Source organism: Brevundimonas faecalis (assembly GCF_040549405.1).
Taxonomy (GTDB): Bacteria; Pseudomonadota; Alphaproteobacteria; order Caulobacterales; family Caulobacteraceae; genus Brevundimonas; species Brevundimonas faecalis.
This window is the reverse complement of sequence record NZ_JBEPTF010000004.1, coordinates 266,070-291,356: the sequence shown is the minus strand read 5'-3', so window position 1 is coordinate 291,356 and position 25,287 is coordinate 266,070. Positions and strand designations below refer to the sequence as shown.

Genomic DNA, 25,287 nt, shown 5'->3' with positions numbered 1-25,287 from the left:
GGTGCGAAGACCAAGGCGCTGAATGTAAAATTGCGTCACTTTCGGAAGGATTCCTAAAGTGGATTCAATCCACTTGCGGAAGTTGCAGAGACGTCAGCAAGAAGCGGCGAAACGCAGTTTCATCCTCGAGGCGGGCGAGAACCGGCCAGGCGACGACCTGATCGCGCCATTCGGGCGGCAGACGAACCCAATCCTTTTCCGTGGTCACCAGGCCGGCGTCGAACAGGGCGGCGCGTTCCTTCAGGAAGTCCATGTCGCGCGGGCTGAGGGCGGCATGGTCCGGGAAGGGGACGAAATCCTTGAGGTCGCATCCCGCCGCGATCAGCGAGCGCTCGACCTTCCAGGGCTTGGCTATGCCGGCGAAACCGACCTGGGGGCCGGACGGCGGGGCGACGGCGGGTTCCAGTCGGGCGATGAAGACAGGCAGGTCGCCGAAGACGGCGATCAACTCCGGATCGACCGATCCCATGTCGGCGGGCGCCAGGACGATCACGGCGTCGGCGCGGGCCAGGCCGGCCTTCAGGGGTTCGCGCATCGGTCCGGACGGGAAGACCGAGCCGTCGCCGAAGGGCCATTCGTCGTTGCGGGTCTCGCCGTCCACCACGATCAGGCTGAGGGCCTTCTCCAACGCAGGGTTCTGATGGGCGTCGTCCAGGACCAGGGCGGCGGCGCCCTCGGCCACGGCGGCGCGAGCGCCGGCGACGCGGTCGCGGGCGATCCAGGCAGGGGCGTCCTGGGCCAGCATCAGGGGCTCATCGCCGACGTCGGCGGCGGCGTGGACCGCGAGGTCGACGCGGACGGGGCCTTCCAGGCGGCCGCCGTAGCCGCGCGACAGGGCGACGGCCTCGACGCCGCGTTCGCGGAGCAGGCGCAGAACCTCGCGCGCGATCGGCGTCTTGCCCGATCCGCCGACGGTCAGATTGCCGATGGAGACGACCGGCGCGCCCGGATCGACGGGCCGGGCGCGGGCGATCTTCCGCGCTGTCGCCCCGGCCCATAGCCAGGAGGCGGGCTTCAGCAGCAGGCGGGTCATGGGCGCGTGCCGACGGTCGCGGCTGTACCACCAGCGGGGCGTGTTCAGCTTCATCGGCGGCGTCCGGCGAGGCCGCGCGGGGCGGCGGGCAGGTGGGCCTGAAGCGCCAGCCACAGCCGATCCAGACCGGCGGCGGCCTCGGTCGCCGCCCGGCGCGCACGTTCGCCCATGTCACGAGCGGCGTCCGGATCGGCCAGCAGGGGGCCGACCACGCCGGGCAGTTCGGCGGGCGAGAGGACGGAGACCAGGCCGCCCGACTGCTTCAGCATCCGGGTCACGGCGGTCCAGTTGCTGGCGTCCGGCCCGGTGACGACGGGCTTGCCCAGCCGCGCGGGCTCCAGCGGGTTGTGACCGCCGACCGAACCGCCGCCCAGGGCGGGGGCGAAGGAGCCGCCCATGACGATCACGTCGCCCAGCCGCAGGAACAGGCCCAACTCGCCAAGCGTGTCAGCCAGATAGATGTCGGTCATGTCCGTGATCGGCTGACCCAAGCTGCGTCGGGCGAAGCTGTAGCCGTCGGCGGCCAGGTTGCGCGCGATCTCCTCGCCGCGCTCCGGATGGCGCGGCACGACGATCAGGAACAGGCGCTCGGCCAGGTGATCCAGGGCGCCGACCACGGCCATTTCCTCATGTTCGTGGGTGCTGGCGGCCACGACGACCGGACGATCGTCGATCAGGGCGGACAGACGGCCGAACTCGCCCTTGTCATAGGGCAGGGGCTCGCCGGAGAGTTTGAGGTTCACCTGGCCGTCGATGCGGGCGCCCATGGCGGCCAGCCGCTCGGCGCTGGCCTGGTCCTGGGGCCAGACGTGGGCGAAGCAGGCGGTCAGGGCGCGCGCCATGCCGGGCGCCTTGCGCCAGCCCTCCACGGTCTTGTCGGTGATGCGGGCGCTGACCAGGGCCAGGGGAACGCTGCGCTTCTTCGCCGCCGTCAGCAGATTGGGCCAGAGTTCGCTCTCGACGAAGACGCCGATGGTCGGCCGCCAGTGGTCCAGGAAGCTCGCCACGGCCGAGGGGGCGTCCACCGGCGCGAACTGATGGATGACGCCGGGCGGCAGGCGCGTGGCCAAAATCTGCGCCGAGGTCAGGGTCCCGGTGGTGACCAGGACGCCGACGTCCGGCCGGTCCTTACGGATGCGCTCGACCAGGGGCAGGATGGACAGGGCCTCGCCCACGCTGACCCCATGAATCCAGATCAGGGGGCCGGCGGGCCGGGCCGCACCGGCCAGCCCCAGGCGTTCGTCGACGCGCGCCGGATCCTCCTTGCCCTTCTTGACCCGGGCGTCCAGCAGGCGCGGCGCCAGGGGCTCCAGAAGTCGGGTCAGAAGGCGATAGGCGATCAGGGCGGGGCTGAAGATCACGTTTCGACGCGCTCCAGACCCGTCAGGGCGTCGGCTCTTTCCTCGACGGCGTTCAGTCGCGCGGTCCAGTCGGCCGCGACCTCGGTCAGGTCGGCGCCTTCGGGATAGACGGCCTTGTCCCAGACGATCGCCCCCTTGCCGAAGGGCAGGGGCAGGACGGCCTGATCCCAGCTCTGCAGCCGGATCGCGGGCCTGCACGACAGGCCGATGAACAGGACGGGCGCGCCCGAAATCCTGGCCATCATGGGCAGGCCTTCCGCCATCTTGCGGGCTGGGCCGCGCGGGCCGTCAGGCGTGATGGCCAGGCCCCCGACCTTCAATTGCTTCAGGCCGTCGCGCAGGGCCTGGGTTCCGCCCTTGGCCTGCTTGGACTTGTCCTTGTTGGCGGAAGAGCCGCGCACGGCGGGGATGCCTAGCCGCCCCACGGCCTTGGTGAAGAACTCGCCGTCAGGGCTGAGCGAAACCAGGCCCTTGATCGGTTGCGCCCGATCCATGGGCCAGCAGGCCGGCGCCAGCGCCAGACGGGAATGCCAGAAGGCGCACAGGACGCCGCCGCCGTCGCGCCAGACCTCCTCGGCGACCTGTGTGTTCTCATGGGTCCAGCGGGTGGTGGCGTAGCAGAACCGCATCCACTCGGACAAAATCCAGGCCATGGCGGTCTGGACGGCCGGATTGCGCAGCGGCCTCATGCCCCGGTCTCGTCGGGCAGGGCGACCAGGGGCGGAAGGGCGGCGGGATCGACGTCCAGAGACTGTTGCCGCGCCAGGCGGGAATAGAGGCCGCCCTGGGCGACCAGGGAGTCGTGGGTTCCCTCCTCGACCACGCGGCCGGCTTCGATCACATAGATGCGGTCGGCGTTCTTCACTGTCGACAGGCGGTGGGCGATCATCAAGGTGGCGCGGCCCGCCATCAGGCGGTCGAGCGCGGCCTGAACCAGGGCCTCGCTTTCGGTGTCCAGGGCGCTGGTCGCCTCGTCCAGCAGAAGGATGGGGGCGTCCTTCAGGAAGGCGCGGGCGATGGCGATGCGCTGACGCTGGCCGCCGGACAGGCGGGCGCCGGCCTCGCCGACACGGGTCGCATAGCCGTCGGGCAGGGCGGCTATGAAGTCGTGGGCGGCGGCGGCGCGCGCGGCCTCCACGATCTGCTCCGCCGTCGCGCCCCGACGGCCGTATGCGATGTTGGCCGCGATGGTGTCGTCGAACAGGAAGGGCTCCTGTGTCACCAGGGCGATCTGGTCGCGCAGGGAGGACAGGCTCAGTTCGCGAATGTCGCGGCCGTTCACCGTCACCCGGCCCTCGGTCACGTCATAGAAGCGCGGCAGCAGGCTGAGAATCGTCGACTTGCCTCCGCCCGAGGGGCCGACCAGGGCGATGGTCTCGCCCGGCGCGACGTGCAGGCTGACGTCGGTCAGGGCGGGCGCCGCACCCGCCTCGCCGGTCCGGTAGGAGAAGGAGACATGCTCCAGGGCGGCCGTCACCGGACCGGGCTCGAGAACCGCGGCGTCGGCCGCGTTGCGAATCTCGGGCTCGATGTCCAGGGCGGCGAACAGGCGTCTGGCCGCCGTCAGGCCTTCGCTCAGCACGGTGCTGAGGTTGGTCACCTGGCGCAGGGACTGGCCCGCCATCAGCAGCATGCCGATGAAGGAGGCGAAGGCGCCGACCGTCATCTGACCCTGGCTGGCGCTCCAGCCTGCATAGGCCATGACGGCGGCGACGACGCTGTAGGCGACGATGTCGCTGGCCGGACCAGAGAAGGCGCGGCTGTCGGCGCCCTTGATGACGTGGCGCTGACGGCGGTCGATCACGGCGCCGACATTGGCCTCCTCGGCCTCTTCGCGGTTCTCGATCTTGACGACCCGGACGCCGTCCAGGTTCTCCATCAGGGCGCTGGACAGGGCCTCGGTCTCGATCATGGCCCCGTGGGCCGCCTTGCGCGACTTCTTGCCGAAGCGCCGGATGATCCAACTGACGACGGGCACGCCCAGCAGGACGATCAGCGTCAGAGGCAGGTCGATGAAGCCCATGGCCACGATGACGCCGACCAGCATCAGGATGTTCTGGGTATAGTTGACGATGCCGGTGGTGAAGGCCTCGCGCACCAGGTTGGCGTCGAACAGGACGGAGGAGACGAAGGTTCCCGAGTGCTGGCTGCGCAGGCGCGACAGGTCGGCCCGGATCATGCCGGAGAACAACTGCTTCTGGATGTCGCCCACGACGCCGTGGCCCAGCCGGTTCACCAGGGCCGACTGACCGGCCATGGCCAGGGACCGGATCACGGAGATGACGATGATGAACAGGGGAACGGCGATCAGCACCATGTTCCCCGGCACGGTCACGACGCCCCAGATGCTGACCGGGCCCTTGTGCGCGCCGAACAGCAGGTCGATCGCGGGTTCGAGGAATTTCAGCAGCAGGGCCGTCAGCCCGCCCGACACCGCGGCCAGCAGCATGGAGAAGAAGAAGGCCGGCTTGTGATGCGACAGATACTCCCGCCAGATGCGGGCGAGCAGCGGACGCAGAGGCTCGCGGGCCTGGGGGCTTGGGGCGGGAACGGTCATCAGCCTTCGGTCGAACGGCGGGGCGGCGGAGTCAAGCGGGCAGAGCGATACGGCGTCATCTGTTCCTCGTCCGGGAGCGGGTGACGGCGGCGGCAATCGGCGCTATCTGGCGGCCATGGGGCGCTATGATCTGACTACGCCGTTCGGCCGTTTCAAGGCGCGCTGGTCCTATTTCTGGAAGGATCACGCCTTCCTGCGCCTGTCCTTCACCAACGCCCACTGGCTGGGACCGGACCTGGTGCGGACCAACCAGCCCTCGCCGGGGCAACTGGTCTGGTGGGCCAGGCAGGGCGTGCGCACTGTCATCAACCTGCGCGGCGCCCGGGACGAGGCCTATTACTGGCTGGAGAAGGACGCCTGCGAGCGGCTGGGCCTGACCCTGATCGACGCCCCCCTGGATTCGCGCGACCCGCCGGAAAGGGACCGCATCCGCCGGGCCAAGGCGCTGTTCCAGACCATCGAATATCCGGTCCTGATCCACTGCAAGTCGGGGGCGGATCGGGCGGGCATGATGGCGGTCCTGTATCGCCATTTCCATCTGGGCGAGCCCATTTCGGCGGCTCTGTCGGAACTGGGCAAGCGCACCCTGCATAGCCGCGAAGGCTTGACCGGCGTCCTGGACTACACGCTCGAAAAGTATGTCGAGGAGATCGAACCGACCGGTCTCAGCTTCGAGGAGTGGGTCGAAAGCGACGCCTATGACCCCGGGGCGATCCGGGCGGAGTTCAAGGCCGGATGGTGGGGCAAGCTGGTCGTCGATCGCCTGTTGAAGCGCGAATAGGCTCAGCCCCAGGGGCCGCGCCGGTCTCCGTTTTTTTCACCGGTCAGGGCGTTTTCGGCGTCGCGCCGAGCCTTCCTGTCGGCTTCCCACTGCCGGAACCAGCGCGCATAGCCGCGTTCGCGCTTCAGAACGACCAGCCACAGACCCAGCATGCACAGCAGGGAGATCAGGCCGAAGACCTGCTCTCCATCCAGGGTCTGTCCGAACAGGGTCATGACGGGCGCTCCGGGTTGGGCATGGCGACGATCACGCCGGAACCCTCCTGAAAAAGCAACAGGAGGCTGACGCGATAGCGCGCCGCCTCCCGTGCGGTTCCCGTTTTCGTCCTGCGACGAAGCGCGGGATCAGGCGTCGGTGCGCGGATCAATCAGCTTGTGCGCGTGCAGGATGAAGTAGCGCATGTGGGCGTTGTCGACCGTGGCCTGGGCGCGGGCCTTCCAGGCCTGCTTGGCTTCGTCGTAGCTGCCGTAGGCGCCGACGAATTCGACCTGGCTCAGGTCGCGGAAGACGGGCTCGGCCGGGTGGCGCATCTCGCCGCCGATGACGAGGTGAAGCAGTTGGGCGTCGTGGGCGTCGGCCATGGAGAGGGGGTCCATTGCTGAAAGGGATGATCAGATGGCGAGCGGGATAGGCGCTGTACGCCTGACGATCAACGGGTGAAGGGCCGGTGCGGCGCATATAAGGCTGGTTTGACGCGGATCGGGCCGGTTGAAACGCCAGGGACGGCCCATGTGGTCGCTGACCTTGGCGCCCGCTTCTTCAGCGATCAGGGCGCCGGCGCAGACGTCCCAGTCCCATTTGGGGCTGATGGCGATGGCTGCGTCGAAGGCGCCCGCCGCCACCAGCGCCATGCGATAGGCCAGGGCGTTGCGCTTGCTGAACCGCATCTGAGGCCAGGGCTCGGCCCATTCGCGGGCCTCCATCAACCGGGCGTCGGCCAGGAGTTCGGCGTCCTCCAGGTCGTCGGTGTCGGAGGCGGTGATGCGGCGGCCCTGCAGCCGGGCGCCCCCGCTCAGGCTCGCCTCGAACATCTCGTCCATCATGGGGGCGTAGATGGCGGCGGCCACGGGACGGCCGTCCTCGACCACGGCGATGGGGACGCACCACCAGGGCTTGTTCTTCATGAAGGCCACTGTGCCGTCGATGGGATCGACGACGAAGATGCGTTTCTTCGTCAGGCGCTCGGCGCTGTCGGCGGTCTCTTCCGACAGCCAGCCGTAGTCGGGACGCGCGCCCAGCAGGCGGTCGCGCAGCAGTTCGTCGACCGCCAGGTCAGCGCTGGTGACGGGCGAGCCGCCATCCTTGGACCAGACCTTCAACCCCGCCTCGCGGTGTTCCAGGGCCAGGCGTCCGGCCGCGCGCGCGGCGTCGCGGATCAGGTCCAGATCGTCGGTGAAGGCGTTCATTTGCCCGCGATCGCCACCTTGTCGAACAGCAGGGAGGGGCTGTTGAAGGCGCCGCGGAACTCCAGGTCGGAGCCGCGCTGCAGCCGGGCGTAGAGGTCGATCAGATTACCGGCCACCGTCACCTCGTTGACCGGATAGGCGCGCTCGCCCTTCTCGAACCAGAAGCCGGACACCCCGGCGGACCAGTCGCCGGTGTTGCCGTTCAGCGAAGGGCCGAACATGGAGGTGATCAGCAGGCCGGTTCCCGCCTGCGCCATCAGGGCGTCCAGATCGCCTTCGCCCGGGGCCAGGTGCAGGTTGTGGGTCGAGACGCCGGCCGGTCCCGCCAGACCGCGCGAGGCGTGGCCGGTGGAGGCCAGACCAAGCTGGGCGGCCGAGGCCGTGTTCAGCAGCCAGGTGGTCAGGACGCCGTCCCGCACGATCTCACGCCGCTCGACCGCCACGCCCTCGTCGTCGAAGGGGGTGGAGCCCAGGCCGCGTGGACGGAAGGGGTCGTCGATCAGGTCCACGCCCGACGGCAGGACCGCCTGGCCCAGCCTGTCCTTCAGGAAGGAGCTGCCGCGCGCGACGGCCGGGCCGGATATGGCGCCCAGCAGGGGCGACAGCACCTGGGTGGCGATGCGGTTCTCGAAGATGACCGGGGCGGCGCCCGAGGCGATCTTGCGCGCGCCGACGCGCGCAATGGCGCGTTCGCCCGCCTTCAGGCCCAGGCTCCGGGCGTCGGGCAGGTCGGACAGATGCCGGACGGTGCGGCTTTCGCCGCCGCGCTCCATGGCGCCGTCCTTTTCGGCGATGACGCCGACGCCGGCGGAAAAGGCGCTGCCGCGATGGCGGCCGTCGAAGCCGTGCGAGGTGACCAGTCGCCATTCGCTGGTCGACCAGGCGGCGTGGCCGCCTTCGGACTTGGACACGCCCGCGACCGCCAGGGCGGCGGCTTCGGCTTCGGCGGCGACGGCCTCCAGGGCCTCGGCCGTGCGCTCGCTGGGATCGAACAGATCCAGGTCGGCGTGGGGCGCGGCGGCCAGCCGGTCCTGGGGCGCGAGGGCGGCGTAGGGGTCTTCCGGCGCCAGGCGGGCCATGGCGACGGCGCGTTCGACCAGGCGGGCGCGGGTCGCATCGGACAGGTCGGACGCCGACACCGTCGCCTGGCGACGGCCGATGAAGACGCGCAGGCCCAGGTCGCGCGCCTCTTCCTGTTCGACCTCCTCCAGGGCGGCGTTGCGCACGCCGACGGACAGGGTGGCGCGGCGGGCCGATACGGCCTCGACGGCGTCGGCGCCAGCCTTCAGCGCGGCGGCGACCAGATCATGGAGCATGTCGGGGGAGGGCGTCTTGTCGGACATGCCCCGATATGGCGGACGCTTATCCTTATCGCAACATCGACGATCAGATGACGGACCAGGCGATCAGGCTGACGGCCGCCACCAGCAGGGCCAGCCAGGTCAGCATCATTCCGGTCGACCGGCCGAAGGACGGCCCGCGCTGATACAGCAGGCCCAGGGCGTGGATCACACGTCCCGCGAACAGGACTCCGCCCACGCCATGAATCAGGAAGGCGGGCGCCCCGACGAAGGCCAGGAGGATCAGACCGCAGATGCCCGCCGGAACATATTCGGCGGCGTTGGCGAAGGCGCGCGTGGCGCAGACCAACTCCCGCACCCCGCCGTCGCCGAACTCGACCATGTGTTGCCGACGTCGGCGCACCACCACGCCCGACAGGACGAACAGCAGGAGGATCAGAAGCCCTCCCCACAGGGCGGCGGCCTGGATCGACGGAACCATGCTCAGTTCTCCCGGCCCACCGGATACAGGCGATAGCGCTGATCATAGAAGGGCGTGCGTTCGTAGAACCAGGCCAGGCGCGCGTCGCCGTCGGCGGCGAAGGCGGGCTCGGCCGCCAGCTTGGCCTCGAACTCGGCCTTCAGCGCCGGATCGGCGGCCAGCATCTTCTCGGCCAGGGGGGCGATGGCGTAGGCCTCGATGTATTCGACGCGGTTCAGCACCTCGGGGAACATGCCCCAGGCGAAGAAGCTTTCCGACGACTGCGGTTCCAGCAGCAGGACGGCCACGTCGCCCATCGGCTGATCGGTCGGCACCCGCACCGAACCGACGGGGAAGGTCCAGTCTTTCGCTTCCGCGCGGACTTCGCCGACTGTGATCGGCACATGGCCTTCGTTGGTGCGGCCCGAGACCTTGGGATCGATCAGGCGCAGCATGTCGACGGCGACCGTGCGCGGCGCGGCCAGGGTCTCCATCTGCACGCCATGCGTCTTCAGGCGCTCGATGATGTCGGCGCGGTAGGACGGCACCCAGTAGGCGGTCGGGCGCTTCAGCGTCAGGGTCGGGTGCGAGCCGTAGAAGGGCACCTGCCACAGCTCCGGGTCCGGCTGGCCCAGCCAGCGCAGTTCGGGACGACCCGAGGCGACGCTGTCATAGGTGTCGTAGAGGATGCCCTTGAACGGACGGATGCGGGTCGGCTGATCGTCGCCGTCGAAGTTGGCGGGCAGTTCGGCGGGGCGCAGGGCGCGATCGGCGCTGATGGCGGCGCGCAGGCTTTGCGACTTCTCGGCCAGCAGCTTCAGCGCCTCCTCCAGGAAGACATAGGTTCCCAGCACCCGCTGTTCATGCGGTTTCAGGCTGTGGTTCTCGATCAGGATGGTCGGGACGTGGGCCGCCGAGCCCCAGCCGTTCGAATAGCGCTCGCCCAGACCGCCATCGTTCATGCCCTTCTTCGGGTCGCGGTCGTCGATGGCGAAGACCAGTTCGCCGGGGATGTGGCCCTGGGCCTCCAGGGCGGCGTTCATGTCGGGCTTGAAGGCGTCGTCCAGCCATTGGGCGATGGCCGGGCTGCGGCTCCAGACGCCGTCCTCGCCGTTGTAGCCGTAGGTGACGTCGTATTGATAATCGATGCCGTCGGTGACGTGGATGTCGACGTAGAGGTCGGGCCTGTACTTGTGGATCAGGCCCATGACGGCCTGCATCTCGGCCTGGTCCAGCTTCATGAAGTCGCGGTTCAGGTTCTGGTTGGTCGCCGTGTGGCGCCAGCCCTGATTGCGCGGTCCGCGCTGGTTGGGGCGGGAGTAAGGACTGGTGCGCTCATGTCCGTCCACGCTGAGGATCGGGATCAGGATCAGGTTGGCCCGATCCAGCAGGCCGTCCTTGCCGTAAAAAGCCATGTCGCGCAGCAGCATCATGCCCGCGTCCTTGCCGTCGATCTCGCCGGGGTGGATGCCGGCCTGGGCCAGCAGGACGGGCTTGGACGGGTCCAGGGCCGCGCCGTCCTTCGACGCGATCACCACATAGATGGGCCGACCTTCCGGCGAGACGCCGAACTGTTCGATGCGGATCAGGTCGCTGGCCGCGTCCAGCCGGTCGAACCAGGCGCGGGTATCGGCGTAGGAGGGCGAGAAGTCATGCGCCGCATCGGCCTCGAAAGCCGTGGCCCAGGGATCGGAGGCGTCGCGCAGCAGGGCCTTGGACGCGCCGTTCCACGCGGGCGCAGGCGGCAGGAAGGTCTGATCCCAGGGGGCGACATTGGAGGCTGAGGTCGGGGTCTGGGACATGGCGGGGCTCACGCAGGCGACGAAGGCGGCTACGGCCGCCGCAACAAGATAATCAGGGCGCATGGCCTTTCGTGGGCGCATCGTCATCGTCTGGCAAGTCTCGGCCAAGGTTTCAGCCTGCGGTTAGGGCGGGCGCCCAACCGCCGACAGCCAAGGCTGCGGCCAGGGCGGAGGCTGACTTGGCCACGCCCCACAGGCTGTAGATCAGGACGACGATCAGGGCTCCCGTCGCGACCCGGCGCCAGGGAGCGAAGGCTGCGGTCGCAGTTCCGACCACGAAGATGGCGACGCCGGTCCACAGGGTCACGGAACTGGCCACCTTGGCGAAACCGGGGTTCATCTGGCCCAGGATGACGACCATGACGGCGACGATCAGATTGGCGGCCAGGATGCAGCCGAACACTAGCCTGCGATGGGCCCAGAAGTGGGCGTCCAGATCGAGGCGTTCATGCGCTCCCTCGGCCGAGACGCGGGGGAAGGTCACGCTGGCGGCCACATAGAATGTGGCGGCGATGCTCAGGCTGACCAGCAGCAGGAAGGTGTTGAAAGGCGCGCCCCGAAAGATCACCCAGGCCTGGTTCCAGAAGGTGACGATGTCGATGGCCACGAACAGGGCCAGGGCGGGGGTCAGCCAGCCGAAGCGGATACGCTCGCGCTCATGCAGGACCCGCGCGAAACCGCCGACCAGTTCGGCGACGGACAGGCCCAGCAACAGGCCGTAGAAGCTGAAGAAGAATTCAAACGCGCTCAACGCCGCCCCCCGGAACCATGGCGAACGGCAGGCTAGACGGATCGCGCGCGGGCCGCCAGCAAAAGGAAATCCCCCGGCCCGTAGGCCGGGGGAAGGGGATCAGGCCGGGAACTCGACGTCGTTCATCTGTCCGACGGCTCTGTTGTACTGGTCCACGACGCGTTCGCGGTCGGAATCGTCGGGATCCTGCTTGTAGTCGCGCCAGGCGCCGACCATGCCGGTCAGGTAGTCGGAGATCAGCTTGTACTCTGTCCTGTTGCCATCGTCGGCGGCCAGGGCGGCCTCGCTCTTGCGCAGTTCGGCCATGGCGGCTTCCAACTGCGGCAACAGGCGGTCGGCCTCGGGGATGTTCTTCTCGATCACGGCGCTGCTGAAGTGGTCGGCCAGTTGCATGGCGGAGACCAGGTTGGCGGCCTCGTTATGGCCGGCCTTGCGATAGTCCTCGATGCGCTTGGCGTCGCGCGCGCGCAGGTACTGGGTCAGGGCCACGTCCAGTTCGTCGATGCCGGCCAGGGTGTTCTGATAGGCGGTCATCAGCGCGGCGTGCGCGGCCTTGCCCTTGGCCAGGTTGTCGTCGCGATAGCCGCGCGATTCATAATAGGGATCCAGCGTCTTCCATTGGGCCAGAAGCGCGTCGCCGTTGGCGATGACCTTGTCGGCGGCCGCATCGGCAGCGGCGCCGGCGGATCCGCCGCGCAGGGCGCGACCTTCCTTCAGCTTCTCAAGCGCGCCTTCCAGGGTGGAGATGTTCTCGGGGAAGGACAGGGAGTCGGAGGCGCTGGCGTTGGGCACATCCATCTTCTGATAGCGGTCGAAGTTCTCGCTGACGCCCCAGCTGTCGTCGATCAGCTTGTTGAAGGCCTCGGTATAGGCGCCGAACTTCTCTTCGGTCGATTGACCGCCGACGGCCGCGGCGGCGTTCTCGAGCGGGTTGCCGCCCTTCTTGCCGTCCGACTGGCCGCAGGCCGCGACCGAAAGTGCGGCGGCGCACACGACAACCAGCGCGACGCCGCCGCGCTTCATCGATGAATTCATATGGTTTTACTCCCCAGGACTCGGCGAGCACAGGCGTCGCCATTCAGCAGTCGGGGAGGTCAACGCACGGAAACGGTCTAGGTTCTGCCGTTTTTCGAGAACTTGCGTCGCTTATTGTAACTTAATGTAAATAGCGCGCCCTAGCGCCATGCGGCGTCCAGAGGCGCGCCCGGCTCGTCCAGGGGGCCGACAGGCAGGTCGTGTTCGCGCCGGACGGCGGCGATGGCTCCGGGGTCGATGCTGGCGAAGACCTGACGGAAGTCTGCGACGTACCTGGCCCGCGACTGTTCGACTTGGACCTTCCAGTCGGCCTCGCTCACGCCGTCCGGGCGTCCGCTCCAGAGAGGCTGCCGAGCTTCGAAGGCGATGGCGCGCTCGGCCATGTCTTCCCAGGCCTCGACGTCGGAGGCCAGCCATTCGTTGACCGTGCGGCCCAGGTCCTCGTTGATCGCGGCGCGCAGGGGGCGAAGATCGGGCTGAGCCTCGGCCCAGGCCGAGGTGCGAATCTGGAAGACATAGAACCAGAAGGCCGCCTGCAACCGATCGCCGCGCGCCCACAGGCCGTTCGCCGCCTTGGCGATCTCGAACGGGGACTGCGCCGAAACATCGGCCAGGACAGCCTCGGGCCGAACGCTTTCTACAGCGTGCGTCTCATCCCGGGGCGCCGCGACGGCGGGCGACGCCGCCAGGGCGCCGAGCAGAAGGATCAGGCCGAGGTTGCGCATGCTTCAGTTCTTCTTCCAGATCGGCGCGCCGTCGCCGGGCAGGCCCAGGGCGGCCCATTTCTCGGACACCCGATCCACGATGTCCTGGTCCATGCGGATCTCCTCGCCCCATTCGCGCTTGGTCTCGGGCTCCCACTTGTCGGTGGCGTCCAGACCGATCTTCGACCCCAGACCGCTCTCGGGGCTGGCGAAGTCCAGGTAGTCGATGGGGGTGTTCTCAATCACCGTGATGTCGCGCGCCGGATCCATTTTGGTCGAGACGGCCCACATGACGTCCTTCCAGTCGCGGGCGTTGATGTCGTCGTCCACCACGATGATCCACTTGGTGTACATGAACTGCCGCAGATAGCTCCAGCAGCCCATCATCACGCGCTTGGCGTGGCCGGGGTAGGCCTTCTTCATCGACACCACGGCGATGCGGTAGCTGCATCCCTCGGGCGGCAGCCAGAAGTCGGTGATCTCCGGGAACTGCTGACGGATCAGGGGGATGAAGACCTCGTTCAGGGCCTCGCCCAGCACGGACGGCTCATCCGGCGGACGGCCGGTGAAGGTGGTCAGATAGATGGGGTCTTTCCGCATCGTAATGGCTGATAGATGGAAGACCGGGAACTTCTCGACCGAGTTGTAGTAACCGGTGTGGTCGCCGTAGGGGCCTTCGTCCTCGAACTCGTCCAGCAGGACATGGCCTTCCAGCACGATCTCGGCCTGGGCCGGGACCATCAGCGGTACGGTCTTGCAGGGAACCAGCTCGGCCTTGGCGCCGCGCATCAGGCCGGCGAACTGATACTCCGACAGGGTCTCCGGCACCGGGGTCACGGCGGCCAGGATCGTCCCCGGATCGGCGCCGAGCACGACGGCGCAGGGCAGGGGCTCGCGCTTGCCCGCCTTCTTGTGCCGGGCGTAGTGCTGGGCGCCGCCGCGGTGGGCCAGCCAGCGCATGATGGCCTTGTCCTTGCCCAGGACCTGCATCCGATAGATGCCCAGGTTGAAGTCGTCCTCGCGGTCGTCCGACGGCCCCTTGGTCACCACCAGACCCCAGGTGATTAGGGGCGCCGGCTCGCCGGGCCAGCAGCCCTGGATGGGGAGCGAGGTCAGGTCGATCTGATCGCCCTTCAGCACCACCTCCTGCACCGGGGCCTTCTTCACCGTCTTGGGCCGCATGGACATGACGGTCTGGGCCAGGGGCAGCATCTCCATGGCGTCGCCCAGGCCGCGCGGCGGCGTCGGATTGCGCAGGAAGGCCAGCAGTTCGCCGACTTCGCGCAACTCGCCCGCCGTGGTGCGTTGCTTGCCCTCCAGCGTCACGCCCATCGCGACGCGCTTCACCGTGCCGAACAGGTTGGCCAGGCAGGGGATGGGGCTGATCGAGCCGTCGGGCATGACCGGCTTCTCGAACAGGACCGCCGGGCCGCCGTTGCGCAGCAGCCGGGTCTGGATCTCGGTCATCTCCAGATGTGTGGAGACGGGCTCCGACACGCGCACCAGTTCGCCGTCGGCTTCGAGGGTCGCAAGAAAATCGCGCAGGGACTTGTAGGCCATGCGCTGACGCTTAGGCGGCAATCGCCTGGCTGTCACGCCGTCCGAAGGTGCGATCGATCGCCACGACGATCAGGCCGACAACCAGGAAGAAGACCAGCAGCCCCGCGAAATAGACCATGACCTTGCCCAGCCCCAGCTTGTCCACGTCCGTGAACCAGTAGGGCCACCAGCCGCTTAGCTTGCCGTGCAGCAAGGTCCAGCCGCCGTAGATCAGCACCGGGACCAGCCATTTGGCCGGATCGACCCAGCGCAGCCGGCCCTTGGGCGTGAAGGCCAGCCAGTCGATGACGAAGGCGGCGGGCATGACGTAGTGAAGCAGGACGTTGCCCACCAGCGCCCAGCCTTGCGGGGCCCAGATGCCCGCCAGCAGGAAGTGATAGACCACCCCGACCACGACGATGAACATGGCCACGGCGGCGCGGACGCCCTCGCTGAGAGCCCAGCGCCCGATCCGGCTGTTCGGCGCCACGACGGGCGCTGTCAGGGCCAGGGCCACGAGAATGTTGGACAGGATGGTGAAGTAGCTGAAGAAGTTCAGCGTCAGTTCGCCTGCGCCCATGTGCGGATTGCCGCTGATCGTCAGCCGGTACTGCAGGCCCAGCGCGAACCAGGCGACCAGGGCGAAGACGGCCCGATAGAGACGGGCCGCCATCAATAGGCCGGGGTGTCCGACACCAGCGCCCAGACCGGCAGGCGCAGGGCGCGGGTGGCGGCGTCCAGCCGGGCCGAATCCAGATGCTCGCGTCCCGCCTCGACCCGTCGCAGGGCCTCGGGCGTCAGGTCCACAGCCGCCGCCAGTTCGTCGAAGGGCACGCCTCTCTGGTCGCGCCAGCGTCGGATGCGGGCGCCGACCACGGCATCCATCGGATCAACTCCCGGAAAACCCAGAACCGAACCCATGGCGTCCTCCCTGACGCGGGGCGTCCTCAGGACGCCGTCTGATCAGGCATCCTGATCCCATTGGAAGGCCTCGTCCAGCCAGTCGCCGATACGGCCGTCGGGACGGGCCAGGGCGTGGATGCGCGCCATTTCATCCGCCGACAGTTCAAAGTCGAAGATGTCGAAATTCTCGGCCGCCCGGCTTTCCCTGGCGGTGCGTGGAATGGCGATCACGCCCTGCTGGATGATCCAGCGCAGCACGACCTGGCCGTTGGTCTTGCCGTGAACCTTGGCGATCGCGCCGATCACGGCGTCGTCGGCGATCCTGCCCTGGGCCAGGGGCGACCAGGCGGTGATGGACGAGCCCAGTTCGCGCGCGGTCTCGATCAGGGTCTTTTGCGACAGATAGGGGTGATACTCGACCTGGTTGGTCACCAGAGGCGCCGTCGACAGGGCGGCGGCCTGGCGGAACAGCGCCGACGGGAAGTTCGACAGGCCTATATGCTTGGTGAAACCCTGTTCCTGGGCCTCGTTCAGGGCGCTGATCGTCTCTTCCAGCGACGGGATCGGCTTGGGCCAGTGCAGAAGCAGCAGGTCCGGCGTCAGGCCCAGGCTGATGGCCGATTCCTCGGCCTGACGCAGCAGGGCGTCGCGGTGGAAGTGCTCGACCCAGATCTTGGTGGTGACGAAGATCTCCTCGCGGGCCACGATCCCCTCGGCCACGGCGTCGGCGATGCCGTCGCCCACGGCCTTCTCGTTCTTGTAGATCCAGGCTGTGTCGATGTGGCGATAGCCGATACGCAGGGCCTCATGGACCATGCGCCGCGCGTCCTCGGCCTCCAACTGCCAGGTGCCGAAGCCGAGCAGGGGGATTGCGACGCCGGAGGGCGCGACGGTCGGCTGGTCGGAATAGGGCATGGAAGGCTCCACTGGCGTTGAGGAGCGCTCGATATAGGCGCCGGATCAGGCCTCGCCATTCTCCAGCCAGTGGAAAATCCGGTCCCACAGGGGCTCCATGCCCTTGCGGAAGGCGCCTTCGTGGCCGATGCGCCGAACGCCGAAGTCGCCGGGCGCATGGACGCTGATCTCGGACGGAGCGTGAGGATAGACGCTCAGCAGGTCGCGCGCGGTGTTCGGCGTGGCGATGGGGTCGTCGGTGAAAATCCATGACCGGATCGGGGCGGTCACCGCCTCATAATGATGCGGCCGCAAGGTCGTCTCCAACTCCTTGGAGAAGTATTCCCGCTTCAGGCACCAGCGCCGCCAGGTGGCGAAGACGCCGCGTGGCAGGTCGGTCCCGGCCCACAGGCCGCCGCCCTTGATGTAGCCGTGCCGCATCAGGCTGAACGGCCCGAAGCCCAGCCAGAAGAAGAGCTCCAGCGGATTGTAGCTGCGGTGGTGCCCGCCCCACCATCCGGTCCCGACCGAGACGAAGGCGTGGCGGTCGATCCGGTCCTGATTGCTCATGAAGCCCAGGAAGTGCCCGCCGACGCTGTGGCCGACATGGACGACGCGCAGGCCCGGTGCCGCCCCGATCAGGGCGTCCAGGGCGGCGGGCATGTCCAGCCGGCCCCAGTCGGGATAGTCCATCGCCATGGCTTTCAGGTCGTCGGGTCGCGACCCGGCTATGCCCCGGAAATCATAGGTCAGGACGGCCGCGCCCCGCTCGGCCAGACGCTGCGCGAACCGCTCGTAGAAACCCTTGGGAAAGCCGGTCCCCGACGACACCAGCACCGCAATGCGCGGCTCGGCCGCCGAGATAAGCCGCATTGACAGCGGATAGCCGTCGGCGGCCGGGGCGGTGAAGTCGCGCGTGACGAGATCGTTCATAGGTCCGTCCTGTTTGGAAACGAACTCTAGCCGATTGACGCGGCGTCAGGTCAAGCGGTCGTGGCGACTTCAAGCGTCGTGCCCACCGGCGTCAGGCTGCGCTGCATTCGGAAGGTCCCCGACCAGTCGCCGTGGATCACCCAGCGCCCGGCAATACTGTTTCCGTCCGCCGATATAGAACCGACATAGTCGATGGAATGGTGCTGACCGCCCCCGTCGGGGAATTTGGTGAAGACCAGCTGCCCGTCGAAGTGATGGCCTTCAATCCGCGCCGGAATGGGCGAGGCGTCCGCAGGGCCGAGGGCGTCAGGTTCAAGGGTGGAACCCGAAACCTCGCCGCCGGCGTCGCGAATCCGGGCCTCGAACGGCGTGGGTGGCAAATCGTCGTGCGGATTGAACTCGGCATCCACCGGGTAAAAATAGATGCCGGTCCAGCGGCCGGAAAGGTCGGTCATGTCCCGTTCTCAATGAGCCAGATCAATAGGCCAGCGCATTGCCGTCCTTGCGCATCTCGGTCGCCGCGCCGTAGGTCCAACGGCCCTGTTCGTTGACCTGCTTCATCACGTTCTGATAGCCGCCGAAGCCGCCGTCGGGCGGGCCCAGGTCCCAGCCCATGGCGGTCAGCTGCTGCTTGGTGGCTTCGGGCACACCCGATTCCAGGTGCAGCTTGCCGACGCCCTCTGCCGGCTGGCCGGTCGGTTCGGACGAGCCGTAGTGCTGCCAGCGCGGGCTGTCGCCGGCCTCCTGCGGGTCGAGGCCGTAGTCGACCATGTTGATGATGATCTGGGCCTGGCCCTGGGGCTGCATCCCGCCGCCCATGACGCCATAGGCCATCCACGGCTCTCCGTCCTTGCAGGCGAAGCCGGGGATGATGGTGTGGAAGGGCCGCTTGCCCGGCGCATAGACATTGGGATGGCCGTCGGTGAGAGAGAACAGCTCGCCCCGGTCCTGGAACATGAAGCCCAGGGTGCCGCCGTCAGGACCGTCCGGCGTCAGGCCCGAACCCATGCCGCGATAGTTGGACTGGATCCAACTGACCATCATCCCGTCCTTGTCGGCCACGCTGAAATAGGTGGTGTCGCCCTGGGTCGGGGCGTCGCCGGGGAAGACGCGGTCCATGACCCGGTTCGGGTTGATCAACTTCGCCCGCTCGGCGGCGTAGGTCTTGGAGTTCAGCCAAGCGGTCGGGGCCTTGGCGAACCGCTCGTCGGCGAAGTAGCGGGCGCGGTCCTCGAAGGCCAGGCGCTTGGCCTCGGCCTGGTGATGGATGGAGGCGGCGGACTGGAAGCCCATGGCCTTGAGGTCGAACTGCTCGCAGATGTTGAGAATCTGGTTGGTCGACAGGCCCTGGGTGTTCGGCCCCAGCGAATAGACCTCGACCCCGCGATAGGTGGTCATCAGCGGCTCGACCCACTCGGTGCGGTGAGCGGCCAGGTCGGCGCGGGTCATCCAGCCGCCGATGCGCTTGAAATAGCGCTTGATGTGGTCGGCGATCACCCCGTCATAGAAGGCGTCGCGCCCGCCCTCGGCGATCAGGCGCAGGGTGCGGCCCAGGTCGGGGTTGGCGAAGACCTCGCCCGTCTTCGGCGTGCGGCCGTTAGGGCGCCAGACCTTCTTGCGGTTGTCGTTCTCCTCGATCAGGGCGGCGCTCCGGTCGAACCCGGCCATGTTGCGTTCCAGATACCAGGCGATGACCTGGGGCACGGGCACGCCCTGTTCGCACAGTTCGGCGACGGGGATCAGGACGTCCTTCCACGGCAGCTTGCCGTAGCGCTGGTGCGCGCTCCACCAGGCGTCGACCGTGCCGGGCACGTTGACGGTCACGGCGCCGTACTTGGGCAGGTAGCCGTCCACGGCCTTCGAGCGCGCGGTGGCCAACGACAGACCACGCGGACTGTTCCCCGAGCCGTTGAAGCCCACGACCTTCTTCTGGGCGGGGTCCCACATCAGACAGAAGGCGTCGCCGCCGATGCCGTTGGCGGTCGGCTCCAGGAAGCCCAGAGCGGCGTTGATGGCGATGGCGGCGTCGATGGCCGAGCCGCCGCGCCGCAAGGTGTCCAGGCCGATCAGGGTGGCGGCGGGGTGGGCCGTGGCGGCCGCGCCGTTGGCGCCCCAGACGGTGGAGCGGCCGACGAACCTGGGTCCGGTGATCCGGTCGCCGATTCCGATGCCGGCGTAGGGATCGTGAGCGGGCTGGGGCGGAGGAACCGCGCCGGTCGCTTGAGGGGAGGGGCTTCGGCCCGTCGTCGCGGTCTGGGCTGCGGCCTGACCGGCCAGAAGCGCGCCCGCAGGCAGGGTGGACAGGAAGGTGCGGCGACGCATGACGAAATCCCCCGAATACTGACGCAGCTATCAAGACCGCCGACGGTCGTCGGGGCAAGCGGCGGCGGTGAAACGGGCAAAGAAAAAGGGCCGCGCCCGAAAGGCGCGGCCCTGATTCCGTGGAGAGGAGACGAGTCCTACTCGATGTCTTCGTTCAGCAGGCCGACCTTGTAGAAGCCGTTGCCTTGCAGGGTGTTCATGACTTCCATGAACTGGTTGTACTTCACTTCCGGCTGGGCGCGGACGAAGACGCGCTCTTCGCGGCAGTCGGTGGTCACGCGCTGAGCGGCGCAGACGTCGCCCGGCAGGGAGGCGATGGTGGTTTCCTTCTCCGCGATGAACAGCGAGCCGGATTCCTGGATCGTGATGTAGACCGGTTCCTTGGGCTTTTCAGCGCTCGGCTCCGGCGGAGTCGCCGGCGGCAGGTCCAGCTTGATCGAAACGGTGGCCATCGGCGCGGCGACCATGAAGATGATCAGCAGCACCAGCATGATGTCGACGAACGGCGTGACGTTGATGTCAGCGTTCTGTTCGATCGTTTTGCCGCCCTGGCCCGCGGGACCGGAAAGTTTAGAGCCCATACGCCGTCGTCTCCATCAAGGCCCGCATTCTCTGGCGAGCAGCACTCAAAGGTATGGCTCGTCTCTTGGCGTTCCGAGAGCGGCTTGTAAAGCCGTCTTGCATGACGAATTCACGTCAATCGGCAATAAGTTTGCAAGATCCTTCGTTTCGCAGTTGCGAGACGACTGGTTTCAGCCCTTGGCCAGCTTGAGGAAGCGGTCCGCCAGAGCCGGGTCCTCCTTGAAGGCTCCGGTGAAGCGGGTGGTGATGGTGGTGACGTGGCGGTGGTGGACGCCGCGCGTGGTCATGCACTGGTGGGCGGCGTCGACCATGACAGCCACGCCGCGCGGCTGCAGATGCGATTCGATGGCGTCGATGATGTCGTTGGTCAGGGTTTCCTGGTTCTGCAGGCGACGGGCGTAGATTTCGACCACGCGCGCCAGCTTGGAGATGCCCACGACCTTCTCGCCCGGCAGATAGGCGACCCAGGCCTTGCCCAGGAAGGGCGCCAGATGGTGCTCGCAATGGCTTTCAACCTCGATGTCGCGCAGGACGACCATGTCGTCATAGCCCGTCACGTCCTCGAAGGTGCGGCTCAGCTCCTTGCCGGCGTCGGCGTCATAGCCGTCGAACCATTCGCCATAGGCGTCGACCACCCGCTTGGGCGTATCGATCAGGCCCGGACGCGCGGGATCGTCGCCGGCCCAGGCGATCAGGGTGCGCACGGCCTCCAGGGCCTGTTCGCGCGACGGACGCTTGGTCGCCTCATTGGCGACGAGAACGGGCTTGGCGGGCGTGGTGGACATGAAAAGGAACCGAGACGGAAAAGGGGAGGGCTTAGCTGTAGCTGTTATATGCGATAGTCAGGCCGCTATATGGGACGGTCCGTCCGTCCCGCAAGAAAACTCGCAAAAGACTGTCACCCATGCCGTTGCACATCCACGACACCCTTCGCCGTGAAAAGCGCGTTTTCACGCCGCGCGATCCGAACCGGGTGACGCTCTATGTCTGCGGTCCGACGGTCTATGACTACGCCCATATCGGCAACGCCCGCCCGCCGGTGGTGTTCGACGTCCTGGTCAGGCTGCTGCGCAGGGAATACGGCGCGGACAAGGTGATCTACGCCCGCAACGTCACCGACGTGGACGACAAGATCAACGCCAAGGCGGCCCGGGAAGGCGTGCCGATCGGCGAGATCACGGCCCGCTATGAAGCCGCCTATCTGGCCGACATGGGCCTGCTGAACGTCAGCCCGCCGGACATCGCCCCGCACGTCACCGACTACATCGAGGCCATCACGGCCCAGATTCAGGCCATCATCGATTCCGGCTGCGCCTATGCGGCGGAAGGCCACGTCCTGTTCGACGTCGCCTCCTATCCGTCCTACGGAGCCCTGTCGGGGCGGAACCTGGACGACATGATCGCCGGCGCCCGCGTCGAGGTCGCTCCCTACAAGAAGAACCCGCACGACTTCGTCCTGTGGAAGCCGTCCAAGGCGGACGAGCCGTCCTGGCCGTCGCCGTGGGGCGAAGGGCGTCCCGGCTGGCACATCGAATGCTCGGCCATGATCGAGCAGACCCTCGGTCTGCCCATCGACATCCACGGCGGCGGCATCGATCTGGTCTTCCCGCACCATGAGAACGAGATCGCCCAAGGCGTCTGCGCCCATGGTCACGCCCACGGCGATCAGGCCCACGACGAATACGCCCGCTACTGGATGCACAACGGCTTCCTGACCGTGGACGCCGAGAAGATGTCCAAGTCGATCGGCAACGTCCTGCTGCTGCATGACCTGGTGAAGGCCATGCCGGGCGAGGTGGTGCGCTGGGCCCTGCTGAGCGCCCACTATCGTCAGCCGCTGGACTGGAACCAGACCCTGCTGGACCAGAGCCGCAAGAACCTGGATCGCCTTTACGGCGTCCTGCGCGACGCCGACGCCGCCTTGGCCGATTTCGACGAGGCGACGCTGGAAGAGGCAGAGATGGAGCTGGCCGAGAACGCGCTGGATCCGGTGCTGGATGCACTGGAGGACGACCTCAATACGCCGGGGGCCATCGCCCAGTTGTTCGGGCTGGGGAACGCCCTGCGCGACCTGCTGAACGATGCGGAAGCCGACATCAACGACGTCGCCATGGCCCGCTGGACGCTGCAGGAGGCCGCCGGCCTGCTGGGCGTTCTGGCCCTGACGCCCGACGAATGGTTCGAGGGCGGCGATCCTGCTCTCAAGGCCGAGGTCGAGGCCCTGCTGGAGCAGCGCGCCGCCGCCCGCGCCGAAAAGAACTGGGCCGAGGCCGACCGTATCCGCGACCGCCTGAACGAACTGAACGTCGTCGTCATGGACGGCCCGCAGGGCGCGACCTGGCGGGTGAAGGGGTAATCCTTTTTCCTTCTCCCCTTGAGGGAGAAGGTGGCACGTCAGGGCCGGATGAGGGGTGCCGGCGCGGCGCTTGAAGCGTTGTGGATCAGGCGTCTCGCCCTGAATTTGGACGTGAGATGCTCACACCCCTCATCCGTCAGGCTTTGCCTGCCACCTTCTCCCACAAGGGGAGAAGGAAGATTCAGCGCCCTTTTCTGATCAGCTCGTCCGCCAGGACGTCCGTCAGATAGCCGTCCGCCACCCGGCCGTTGGCCTGCTGCCAGCGGCGTAGCGCGGCGCGGGTGTTGGACCCGATGACGCCGTCGACGCCCTGGGTGTCGAAGCCCATGCGCGTCAGGGCGGTCTGAGCGCCGACGCGCTGTTCGCGGGTCAGAGGGCCGTCGTTGGGCCAGGCCGTGGTCAGGCCCGGCTTGCCCTGAACCCCGTCGGCGATCATGCCGATGGCGAGCGCATAGCTGACCGAGTTGTTGTAGCGGCGGATGACGTAGTGGTTGGGCAGGGCCAGGAAGGCCGGGCCCTTGGCGCCTTGCGGAAGCAGGATGGCCGAGCCTTCCGCCGCCTCGGCCCCGTCGAGTGCGGCTCCGTTGGCCAGGCGCACGCCGCGCGCGGCCCAATAGGACCATGGATGCTTGGGGCCCTCGGCCTCGGCGTAGTCGAAGCCGGTCGGCAGGACGACCTCATAGGCCCAGCCCTGGCCGCGCTTCCAGCCCGCCTGGGCCAGCAGATTCGCGGCTGAGGCCAGGGCGTCGGCGTCCGAGCCCCAGATGTCCACCTTGCCGTCGCCGTTCTGATCGACGCCCAGCTTCAGATAGTTGTCCGGCATGAACTGGGTCTGGCCCATGGCGCCGGCCCAACTGCCCTTCAGGCCGCTGCGGGCGCGGCGGCCGTCCACGACGATGTCCAGCGCGTTCTTGAGCTGTCCTTCGGCCCAGTCCCGACGACGACCTTCATAGGCCAGGGTGGCCAGGGAGCGGATGACGTCGAAGTCGCCCTGGACCTGGCCGAAGGCGCTTTCCTGGGCCCAGACGCCGAGCAGGATCTCCGTCGGGACGCCGAATCTCTGGGTCACTTCCCACGGCACGCGATCCTGGCGCTGGCGGGCCATGGCGATTCGCGCCGGAGCCGTGGCGTTCTGGATGTAGACGCCGGCCGGACGCGAGAATTCGGGCTGGTTGCGATCCAGGCGGATGACGCTGGGATTCGGCGTGACGCTCTGCAGTTCGCGGGAATATTCCCACTTCCGGTCGCCGCCGTGCCGGTTCAGGAAACCCTGTTTCCAGGACTCGAAGCTCGCTTGGTCATAGGCGTCCGACAGGTCGGCTGAGGCGGGCGGGGCGGTCGGCGTCGGGGTGGCGGGCGCCGGCTCGACCACTGCGGGCGGCAGGGGCTGCGGCTGGGGCGGGGTCGGAACCATGGGCGCGCAGGCCGCGACGGAACCGATCAGCAGGAGACGATAGGCGATACGCATGAGCACAGGCTAACGCCCCCGAATTCCACGACCAATCACAAGCGCGCGAAGCCGAAAGGGGTTTCCGAAAAAAGGGTTAAGGTCGTGTTGACCATTCTTGAAAGCTTTGCTTTAACGAACGCGGTTTTACATTTTTTGACCCTTGGACACGGCCTGGTGGCGGAGGGGCGACGCGCCGGACGTGCATGTCCGGAGACCCTCCGTTCAACTCGGAGGCCAGGCCTCCAGCGGGAAACCCCACGCGGAATGTTGACGAAAGGCCGGGGCCTCTCTATACGCACCGCTCCGCCGCAGGTTCGCCCGCGGCTCTTTTGTTTTACCGCCCTCACGGGCCTCCAACCGGGACGTCCGACCATGAAGGTCCGCAGCTCGCTCAAGTCGCTCAAGGGTCGCCACCGCGACTGCAAGATCGTTCGCCGCAAGGGCGTGGTCTACGTCATCAACAAGACGGACCCGCGCTTCAAGGCCAAGCAAGGCTGATTGAACGCCATGGCGCGCCCGCCGCGGCGCGCCGACGTTCTATCCACAGGGCCGCGGACCTTGTCCGCGGCTTTTTCGCGTTCGGCGTTGAGCCTTGCGCTGCGGCGTGATTATTCGCTGTCTTCCCTGTCGCCCTGCGGGTCTTCGACCGGCTTGAAGGCGGCTTTCCCGTTTCAATTGTTTCCTCGCCGCTCAATCGGCCTTCGATTGCTTGAGTTTCGGAGCTTCCATCATGGCTGACGACGCCGCCGCCTTCGACAATCCCGACGTCCTGACCGCCACGGCCCAGGGCCGTCTGCGTTCGATCATCGAGCGCCTGGAGCGCCTCGAAGAGGACAAACAGGCCGTCATGGTCGACATGAAGGAGGTCTTCGCCGAGGCCAAGGGCGAGGGCTATGACGTCAAGACCCTGCGCAAGGTCATCCGCATCCGCAAGCAGGACAAGGCCAAGCGCCAGGAGGAAGAGGCGATTCTCGACCTCTACCTGTCGGCTCTCGGCGAGGTCTGAGGCGATCGGGCTTGAAGCGCACGCCCTTCAAGCCTCCCCGCGACCGCCCTTCACGCTCCAACAGCCTGAAGGGCGGCGACGCATCCAAGCTGCGCTCCGGCGGACTAGCCC

The 25,287-nt window shown here is 67.6% G+C and carries 27 protein-coding genes; 4 read left to right on the top strand and 23 right to left on the bottom strand.

The window, feature by feature from the left end; genetic code table 11:
- Positions 1-64 precede the first annotated feature (64 nt).
- From lpxK to ABIE19_RS14715, 4 genes are read right to left on the bottom strand one after another with little or no spacing between them, the layout of a single operon-like run.
- Positions 65-1,087 carry a tetraacyldisaccharide 4'-kinase gene (gene lpxK, locus ABIE19_RS14730; RefSeq protein WP_354089969.1) on the bottom strand — a complete coding sequence of 341 codons (1,023 nt, stop codon included), beginning with the start codon at positions 1,085-1,087 and terminating at the stop codon, positions 65-67.
- The gene (locus ABIE19_RS14725; RefSeq protein WP_354089968.1) at positions 1,084-2,394 is read right to left on the bottom strand and encodes a 3-deoxy-D-manno-octulosonic acid transferase; all 1,311 of its coding nucleotides are present in this window, start codon (positions 2,392-2,394) and stop codon (positions 1,084-1,086) included. The genes lpxK and ABIE19_RS14725 overlap by 4 nt, the downstream gene beginning before the upstream one ends.
- Positions 2,391-3,083: a lysophospholipid acyltransferase family protein gene (locus ABIE19_RS14720; RefSeq protein WP_354089967.1), complete on the bottom strand. Its 693-nt coding sequence runs from the start codon at positions 3,081-3,083 to the stop codon at positions 2,391-2,393. Before ABIE19_RS14720 ends, ABIE19_RS14725 begins: the two co-directional genes overlap by 4 nt.
- A complete protein-coding gene (locus ABIE19_RS14715; RefSeq protein WP_354089966.1) occupies positions 3,080-4,951 on the bottom strand; it encodes an ABC transporter ATP-binding protein in 1,872 nt (623 codons plus the stop codon). The genes ABIE19_RS14720 and ABIE19_RS14715 overlap by 4 nt, the downstream gene beginning before the upstream one ends.
- Before the next feature lie 115 nt (positions 4,952-5,066).
- Between ABIE19_RS14715 and ABIE19_RS14710 the strand changes: the two genes are divergently transcribed.
- Positions 5,067-5,732: a protein tyrosine phosphatase family protein gene (locus ABIE19_RS14710; RefSeq protein ID WP_354089965.1), complete on the top strand. Its 666-nt coding sequence runs from the start codon at positions 5,067-5,069 to the stop codon at positions 5,730-5,732.
- A 2-nt stretch (positions 5,733-5,734) separates the two neighbouring features.
- Here the strand turns inward: ABIE19_RS14710 and ABIE19_RS14705 are convergent, their stop codons facing one another.
- The 18 genes from ABIE19_RS14705 to folE all read right to left on the bottom strand — a co-directional run bounded on the left by ABIE19_RS14705 (position 5,735) and on the right by folE (position 21,149).
- The gene (locus ABIE19_RS14705; RefSeq protein WP_354089964.1) at positions 5,735-5,947 is read right to left on the bottom strand and encodes a hypothetical protein; all 213 of its coding nucleotides are present in this window, start codon (positions 5,945-5,947) and stop codon (positions 5,735-5,737) included.
- A gap of 129 nt (positions 5,948-6,076) precedes the next feature.
- Positions 6,077-6,328, bottom strand: coding sequence for a DUF4170 domain-containing protein (locus ABIE19_RS14700; RefSeq protein WP_354089963.1), 252 nt, complete (start codon positions 6,326-6,328; stop codon positions 6,077-6,079).
- 15 nt (positions 6,329-6,343) lie between these two features.
- Entirely contained in the window at positions 6,344-7,138 is a 795-nt protein-coding gene (locus tag ABIE19_RS14695; protein WP_354089962.1) for a 3'(2'),5'-bisphosphate nucleotidase CysQ, read from the bottom strand.
- Positions 7,135-8,481, bottom strand: a complete 1,347-nt coding sequence (locus ABIE19_RS14690) for a TldD/PmbA family protein (RefSeq protein WP_354089961.1) — start codon at positions 8,479-8,481, stop codon at positions 7,135-7,137. The genes ABIE19_RS14695 and ABIE19_RS14690 overlap by 4 nt, the downstream gene beginning before the upstream one ends.
- Before the next feature lie 43 nt (positions 8,482-8,524).
- Positions 8,525-8,920 (bottom strand): MAPEG family protein, encoded by a 396-nt coding sequence (locus ABIE19_RS14685; protein WP_354089960.1) that lies wholly within the window; start codon positions 8,918-8,920, stop codon positions 8,525-8,527.
- A gap of 2 nt (positions 8,921-8,922) precedes the next feature.
- Positions 8,923-10,764, bottom strand: a complete 1,842-nt coding sequence (locus tag ABIE19_RS14680) for a M14 family metallopeptidase (RefSeq protein WP_354089959.1) — start codon at positions 10,762-10,764, stop codon at positions 8,923-8,925.
- Positions 10,765-10,813: 49 nt separating this feature from the next.
- Positions 10,814-11,452 carry a hypothetical protein gene (locus ABIE19_RS14675; RefSeq protein ID WP_354089958.1) on the bottom strand — a complete coding sequence of 213 codons (639 nt, stop codon included), beginning with the start codon at positions 11,450-11,452 and terminating at the stop codon, positions 10,814-10,816.
- Positions 11,453-11,551: 99 nt separating this feature from the next.
- Positions 11,552-12,487 (bottom strand): DUF3829 domain-containing protein, encoded by a 936-nt coding sequence (locus ABIE19_RS14670; RefSeq protein ID WP_354089957.1) that lies wholly within the window; start codon positions 12,485-12,487, stop codon positions 11,552-11,554.
- A gap of 140 nt (positions 12,488-12,627) precedes the next feature.
- On the bottom strand, positions 12,628-13,212 hold the full coding sequence (locus ABIE19_RS14665; RefSeq protein ID WP_354089956.1) for a hypothetical protein: 585 nt from the start codon (positions 13,210-13,212) through the stop codon (positions 12,628-12,630).
- Positions 13,213-13,215: 3 nt separating this feature from the next.
- The gene (locus ABIE19_RS14660; RefSeq protein WP_354089955.1) at positions 13,216-14,751 is read right to left on the bottom strand and encodes a UbiD family decarboxylase; all 1,536 of its coding nucleotides are present in this window, start codon (positions 14,749-14,751) and stop codon (positions 13,216-13,218) included.
- 10 nt (positions 14,752-14,761) lie between these two features.
- Positions 14,762-15,403, bottom strand: a complete 642-nt coding sequence (locus tag ABIE19_RS14655) for a Pr6Pr family membrane protein (protein WP_354089954.1) — start codon at positions 15,401-15,403, stop codon at positions 14,762-14,764.
- Positions 15,403-15,651 carry a helix-turn-helix domain-containing protein gene (locus ABIE19_RS14650; RefSeq protein ID WP_354089953.1) on the bottom strand — a complete coding sequence of 83 codons (249 nt, stop codon included), beginning with the start codon at positions 15,649-15,651 and terminating at the stop codon, positions 15,403-15,405. The genes ABIE19_RS14655 and ABIE19_RS14650 overlap by 1 nt, the downstream gene beginning before the upstream one ends.
- Positions 15,652-15,693: 42 nt before the next feature.
- Positions 15,694-16,548 carry an aldo/keto reductase gene (locus ABIE19_RS14645; RefSeq protein WP_354089952.1) on the bottom strand — a complete coding sequence of 285 codons (855 nt, stop codon included), beginning with the start codon at positions 16,546-16,548 and terminating at the stop codon, positions 15,694-15,696.
- A 45-nt stretch (positions 16,549-16,593) separates the two neighbouring features.
- A complete protein-coding gene (locus ABIE19_RS14640; RefSeq protein WP_354089951.1) occupies positions 16,594-17,460 on the bottom strand; it encodes an alpha/beta hydrolase family protein in 867 nt (288 codons plus the stop codon).
- A gap of 50 nt (positions 17,461-17,510) precedes the next feature.
- A complete protein-coding gene (locus ABIE19_RS14635; protein WP_354089950.1) occupies positions 17,511-17,915 on the bottom strand; it encodes a hypothetical protein in 405 nt (134 codons plus the stop codon).
- Between the two features lie 22 nt (positions 17,916-17,937).
- Positions 17,938-19,782, bottom strand: coding sequence for a gamma-glutamyltransferase family protein (locus ABIE19_RS14630; RefSeq protein WP_354089949.1), 1,845 nt, complete (start codon positions 19,780-19,782; stop codon positions 17,938-17,940).
- 137 nt (positions 19,783-19,919) lie between these two features.
- On the bottom strand, positions 19,920-20,363 hold the full coding sequence (locus tag ABIE19_RS14625; RefSeq protein WP_354089948.1) for a biopolymer transporter ExbD: 444 nt from the start codon (positions 20,361-20,363) through the stop codon (positions 19,920-19,922).
- 171 nt (positions 20,364-20,534) lie between these two features.
- The gene (gene folE, locus ABIE19_RS14620; protein ID WP_354089947.1) at positions 20,535-21,149 is read right to left on the bottom strand and encodes a GTP cyclohydrolase I FolE; all 615 of its coding nucleotides are present in this window, start codon (positions 21,147-21,149) and stop codon (positions 20,535-20,537) included.
- A gap of 119 nt (positions 21,150-21,268) precedes the next feature.
- On the opposite strand from folE, the gene cysS reads away from it, so the two are divergent.
- Positions 21,269-22,720: a cysteine--tRNA ligase gene (gene cysS / locus ABIE19_RS14615; RefSeq protein ID WP_354089946.1), complete on the top strand. Its 1,452-nt coding sequence runs from the start codon at positions 21,269-21,271 to the stop codon at positions 22,718-22,720.
- A 181-nt stretch (positions 22,721-22,901) separates the two neighbouring features.
- Here cysS and ABIE19_RS14610 read toward each other — a convergent pair whose 3' ends face one another.
- Entirely contained in the window at positions 22,902-24,188 is a 1,287-nt protein-coding gene (locus tag ABIE19_RS14610; protein ID WP_354089945.1) for a lytic murein transglycosylase, read from the bottom strand.
- Positions 24,189-24,542: 354 nt separating this feature from the next.
- Here ABIE19_RS14610 and ykgO point away from each other — a divergent pair, with 354 nt between their 5' ends.
- Together ykgO and gapR are read left to right on the top strand one after the other, a co-directional pair.
- Positions 24,543-24,668 carry a type B 50S ribosomal protein L36 gene (gene ykgO / locus ABIE19_RS14605; protein WP_006274063.1) on the top strand — a complete coding sequence of 42 codons (126 nt, stop codon included), beginning with the start codon at positions 24,543-24,545 and terminating at the stop codon, positions 24,666-24,668.
- 232 nt (positions 24,669-24,900) lie between these two features.
- Positions 24,901-25,176 carry a nucleoid-associated protein GapR gene (gapR, locus tag ABIE19_RS14600; protein ID WP_354089944.1) on the top strand — a complete coding sequence of 92 codons (276 nt, stop codon included), beginning with the start codon at positions 24,901-24,903 and terminating at the stop codon, positions 25,174-25,176.
- The last annotated feature ends 111 nt before the right edge of the window (positions 25,177-25,287 follow it).

Bases quoted from the DNA above. Each gene is read 5' to 3' on its own strand.
- ABIE19_RS14670 (WP_354089957.1), bottom strand. From the start codon at position 12,487: ATGAATTCATCGATGAAGCGCGGCGGCGTCGCGCTGGTTGTCGTGTGC.
- ABIE19_RS14660 (WP_354089955.1), bottom strand. From the start codon at position 14,751: ATGGCCTACAAGTCCCTGCGCGATTTTCTTGCGACCCTCGAAGCCGAC.
- lpxK (WP_354089969.1), bottom strand. From the start codon at position 1,087: ATGAAGCTGAACACGCCCCGCTGGTGGTACAGCCGCGACCGTCGGCAC.
- ABIE19_RS14710 (WP_354089965.1), top strand. From the start codon at position 5,067: ATGGGGCGCTATGATCTGACTACGCCGTTCGGCCGTTTCAAGGCGCGC.
- ABIE19_RS14640 (WP_354089951.1), bottom strand. From the start codon at position 17,460: ATGAACGATCTCGTCACGCGCGACTTCACCGCCCCGGCCGCCGACGGC.
- ABIE19_RS14655 (WP_354089954.1), bottom strand. From the start codon at position 15,403: ATGGCGGCCCGTCTCTATCGGGCCGTCTTCGCCCTGGTCGCCTGGTTC.
- gapR (WP_354089944.1), top strand. From the start codon at position 24,901: ATGGCTGACGACGCCGCCGCCTTCGACAATCCCGACGTCCTGACCGCC.
- ABIE19_RS14635 (WP_354089950.1), bottom strand. From the start codon at position 17,915: ATGACCGACCTTTCCGGCCGCTGGACCGGCATCTATTTTTACCCGGTG.
- ABIE19_RS14665 (WP_354089956.1), bottom strand. From the start codon at position 13,212: ATGCGCAACCTCGGCCTGATCCTTCTGCTCGGCGCCCTGGCGGCGTCG.
- ABIE19_RS14720 (WP_354089967.1), bottom strand. From the start codon at position 3,083: ATGAGGCCGCTGCGCAATCCGGCCGTCCAGACCGCCATGGCCTGGATT.
- ABIE19_RS14630 (WP_354089949.1), bottom strand. From the start codon at position 19,782: ATGCGTCGCCGCACCTTCCTGTCCACCCTGCCTGCGGGCGCGCTTCTG.
- ykgO (WP_006274063.1), top strand. From the start codon at position 24,543: ATGAAGGTCCGCAGCTCGCTCAAGTCGCTCAAGGGTCGCCACCGCGAC.
- ABIE19_RS14695 (WP_354089962.1), bottom strand. From the start codon at position 7,138: ATGAACGCCTTCACCGACGATCTGGACCTGATCCGCGACGCCGCGCGC.
- ABIE19_RS14715 (WP_354089966.1), bottom strand. From the start codon at position 4,951: ATGACCGTTCCCGCCCCAAGCCCCCAGGCCCGCGAGCCTCTGCGTCCG.
- ABIE19_RS14645 (WP_354089952.1), bottom strand. From the start codon at position 16,548: ATGCCCTATTCCGACCAGCCGACCGTCGCGCCCTCCGGCGTCGCAATC.
- ABIE19_RS14705 (WP_354089964.1), bottom strand. From the start codon at position 5,947: ATGACCCTGTTCGGACAGACCCTGGATGGAGAGCAGGTCTTCGGCCTG.
- ABIE19_RS14610 (WP_354089945.1), bottom strand. From the start codon at position 24,188: ATGCGTATCGCCTATCGTCTCCTGCTGATCGGTTCCGTCGCGGCCTGC.
- ABIE19_RS14690 (WP_354089961.1), bottom strand. From the start codon at position 8,481: ATGTCCGACAAGACGCCCTCCCCCGACATGCTCCATGATCTGGTCGCC.
- ABIE19_RS14700 (WP_354089963.1), bottom strand. From the start codon at position 6,328: ATGGACCCCCTCTCCATGGCCGACGCCCACGACGCCCAACTGCTTCAC.
- ABIE19_RS14680 (WP_354089959.1), bottom strand. From the start codon at position 10,764: ATGCGCCCTGATTATCTTGTTGCGGCGGCCGTAGCCGCCTTCGTCGCC.
- ABIE19_RS14650 (WP_354089953.1), bottom strand. From the start codon at position 15,651: ATGGGTTCGGTTCTGGGTTTTCCGGGAGTTGATCCGATGGATGCCGTG.
- ABIE19_RS14625 (WP_354089948.1), bottom strand. From the start codon at position 20,363: ATGGGCTCTAAACTTTCCGGTCCCGCGGGCCAGGGCGGCAAAACGATC.
- ABIE19_RS14685 (WP_354089960.1), bottom strand. From the start codon at position 8,920: ATGGTTCCGTCGATCCAGGCCGCCGCCCTGTGGGGAGGGCTTCTGATC.
- folE (WP_354089947.1), bottom strand. From the start codon at position 21,149: ATGTCCACCACGCCCGCCAAGCCCGTTCTCGTCGCCAATGAGGCGACC.
- cysS (WP_354089946.1), top strand. From the start codon at position 21,269: ATGCCGTTGCACATCCACGACACCCTTCGCCGTGAAAAGCGCGTTTTC.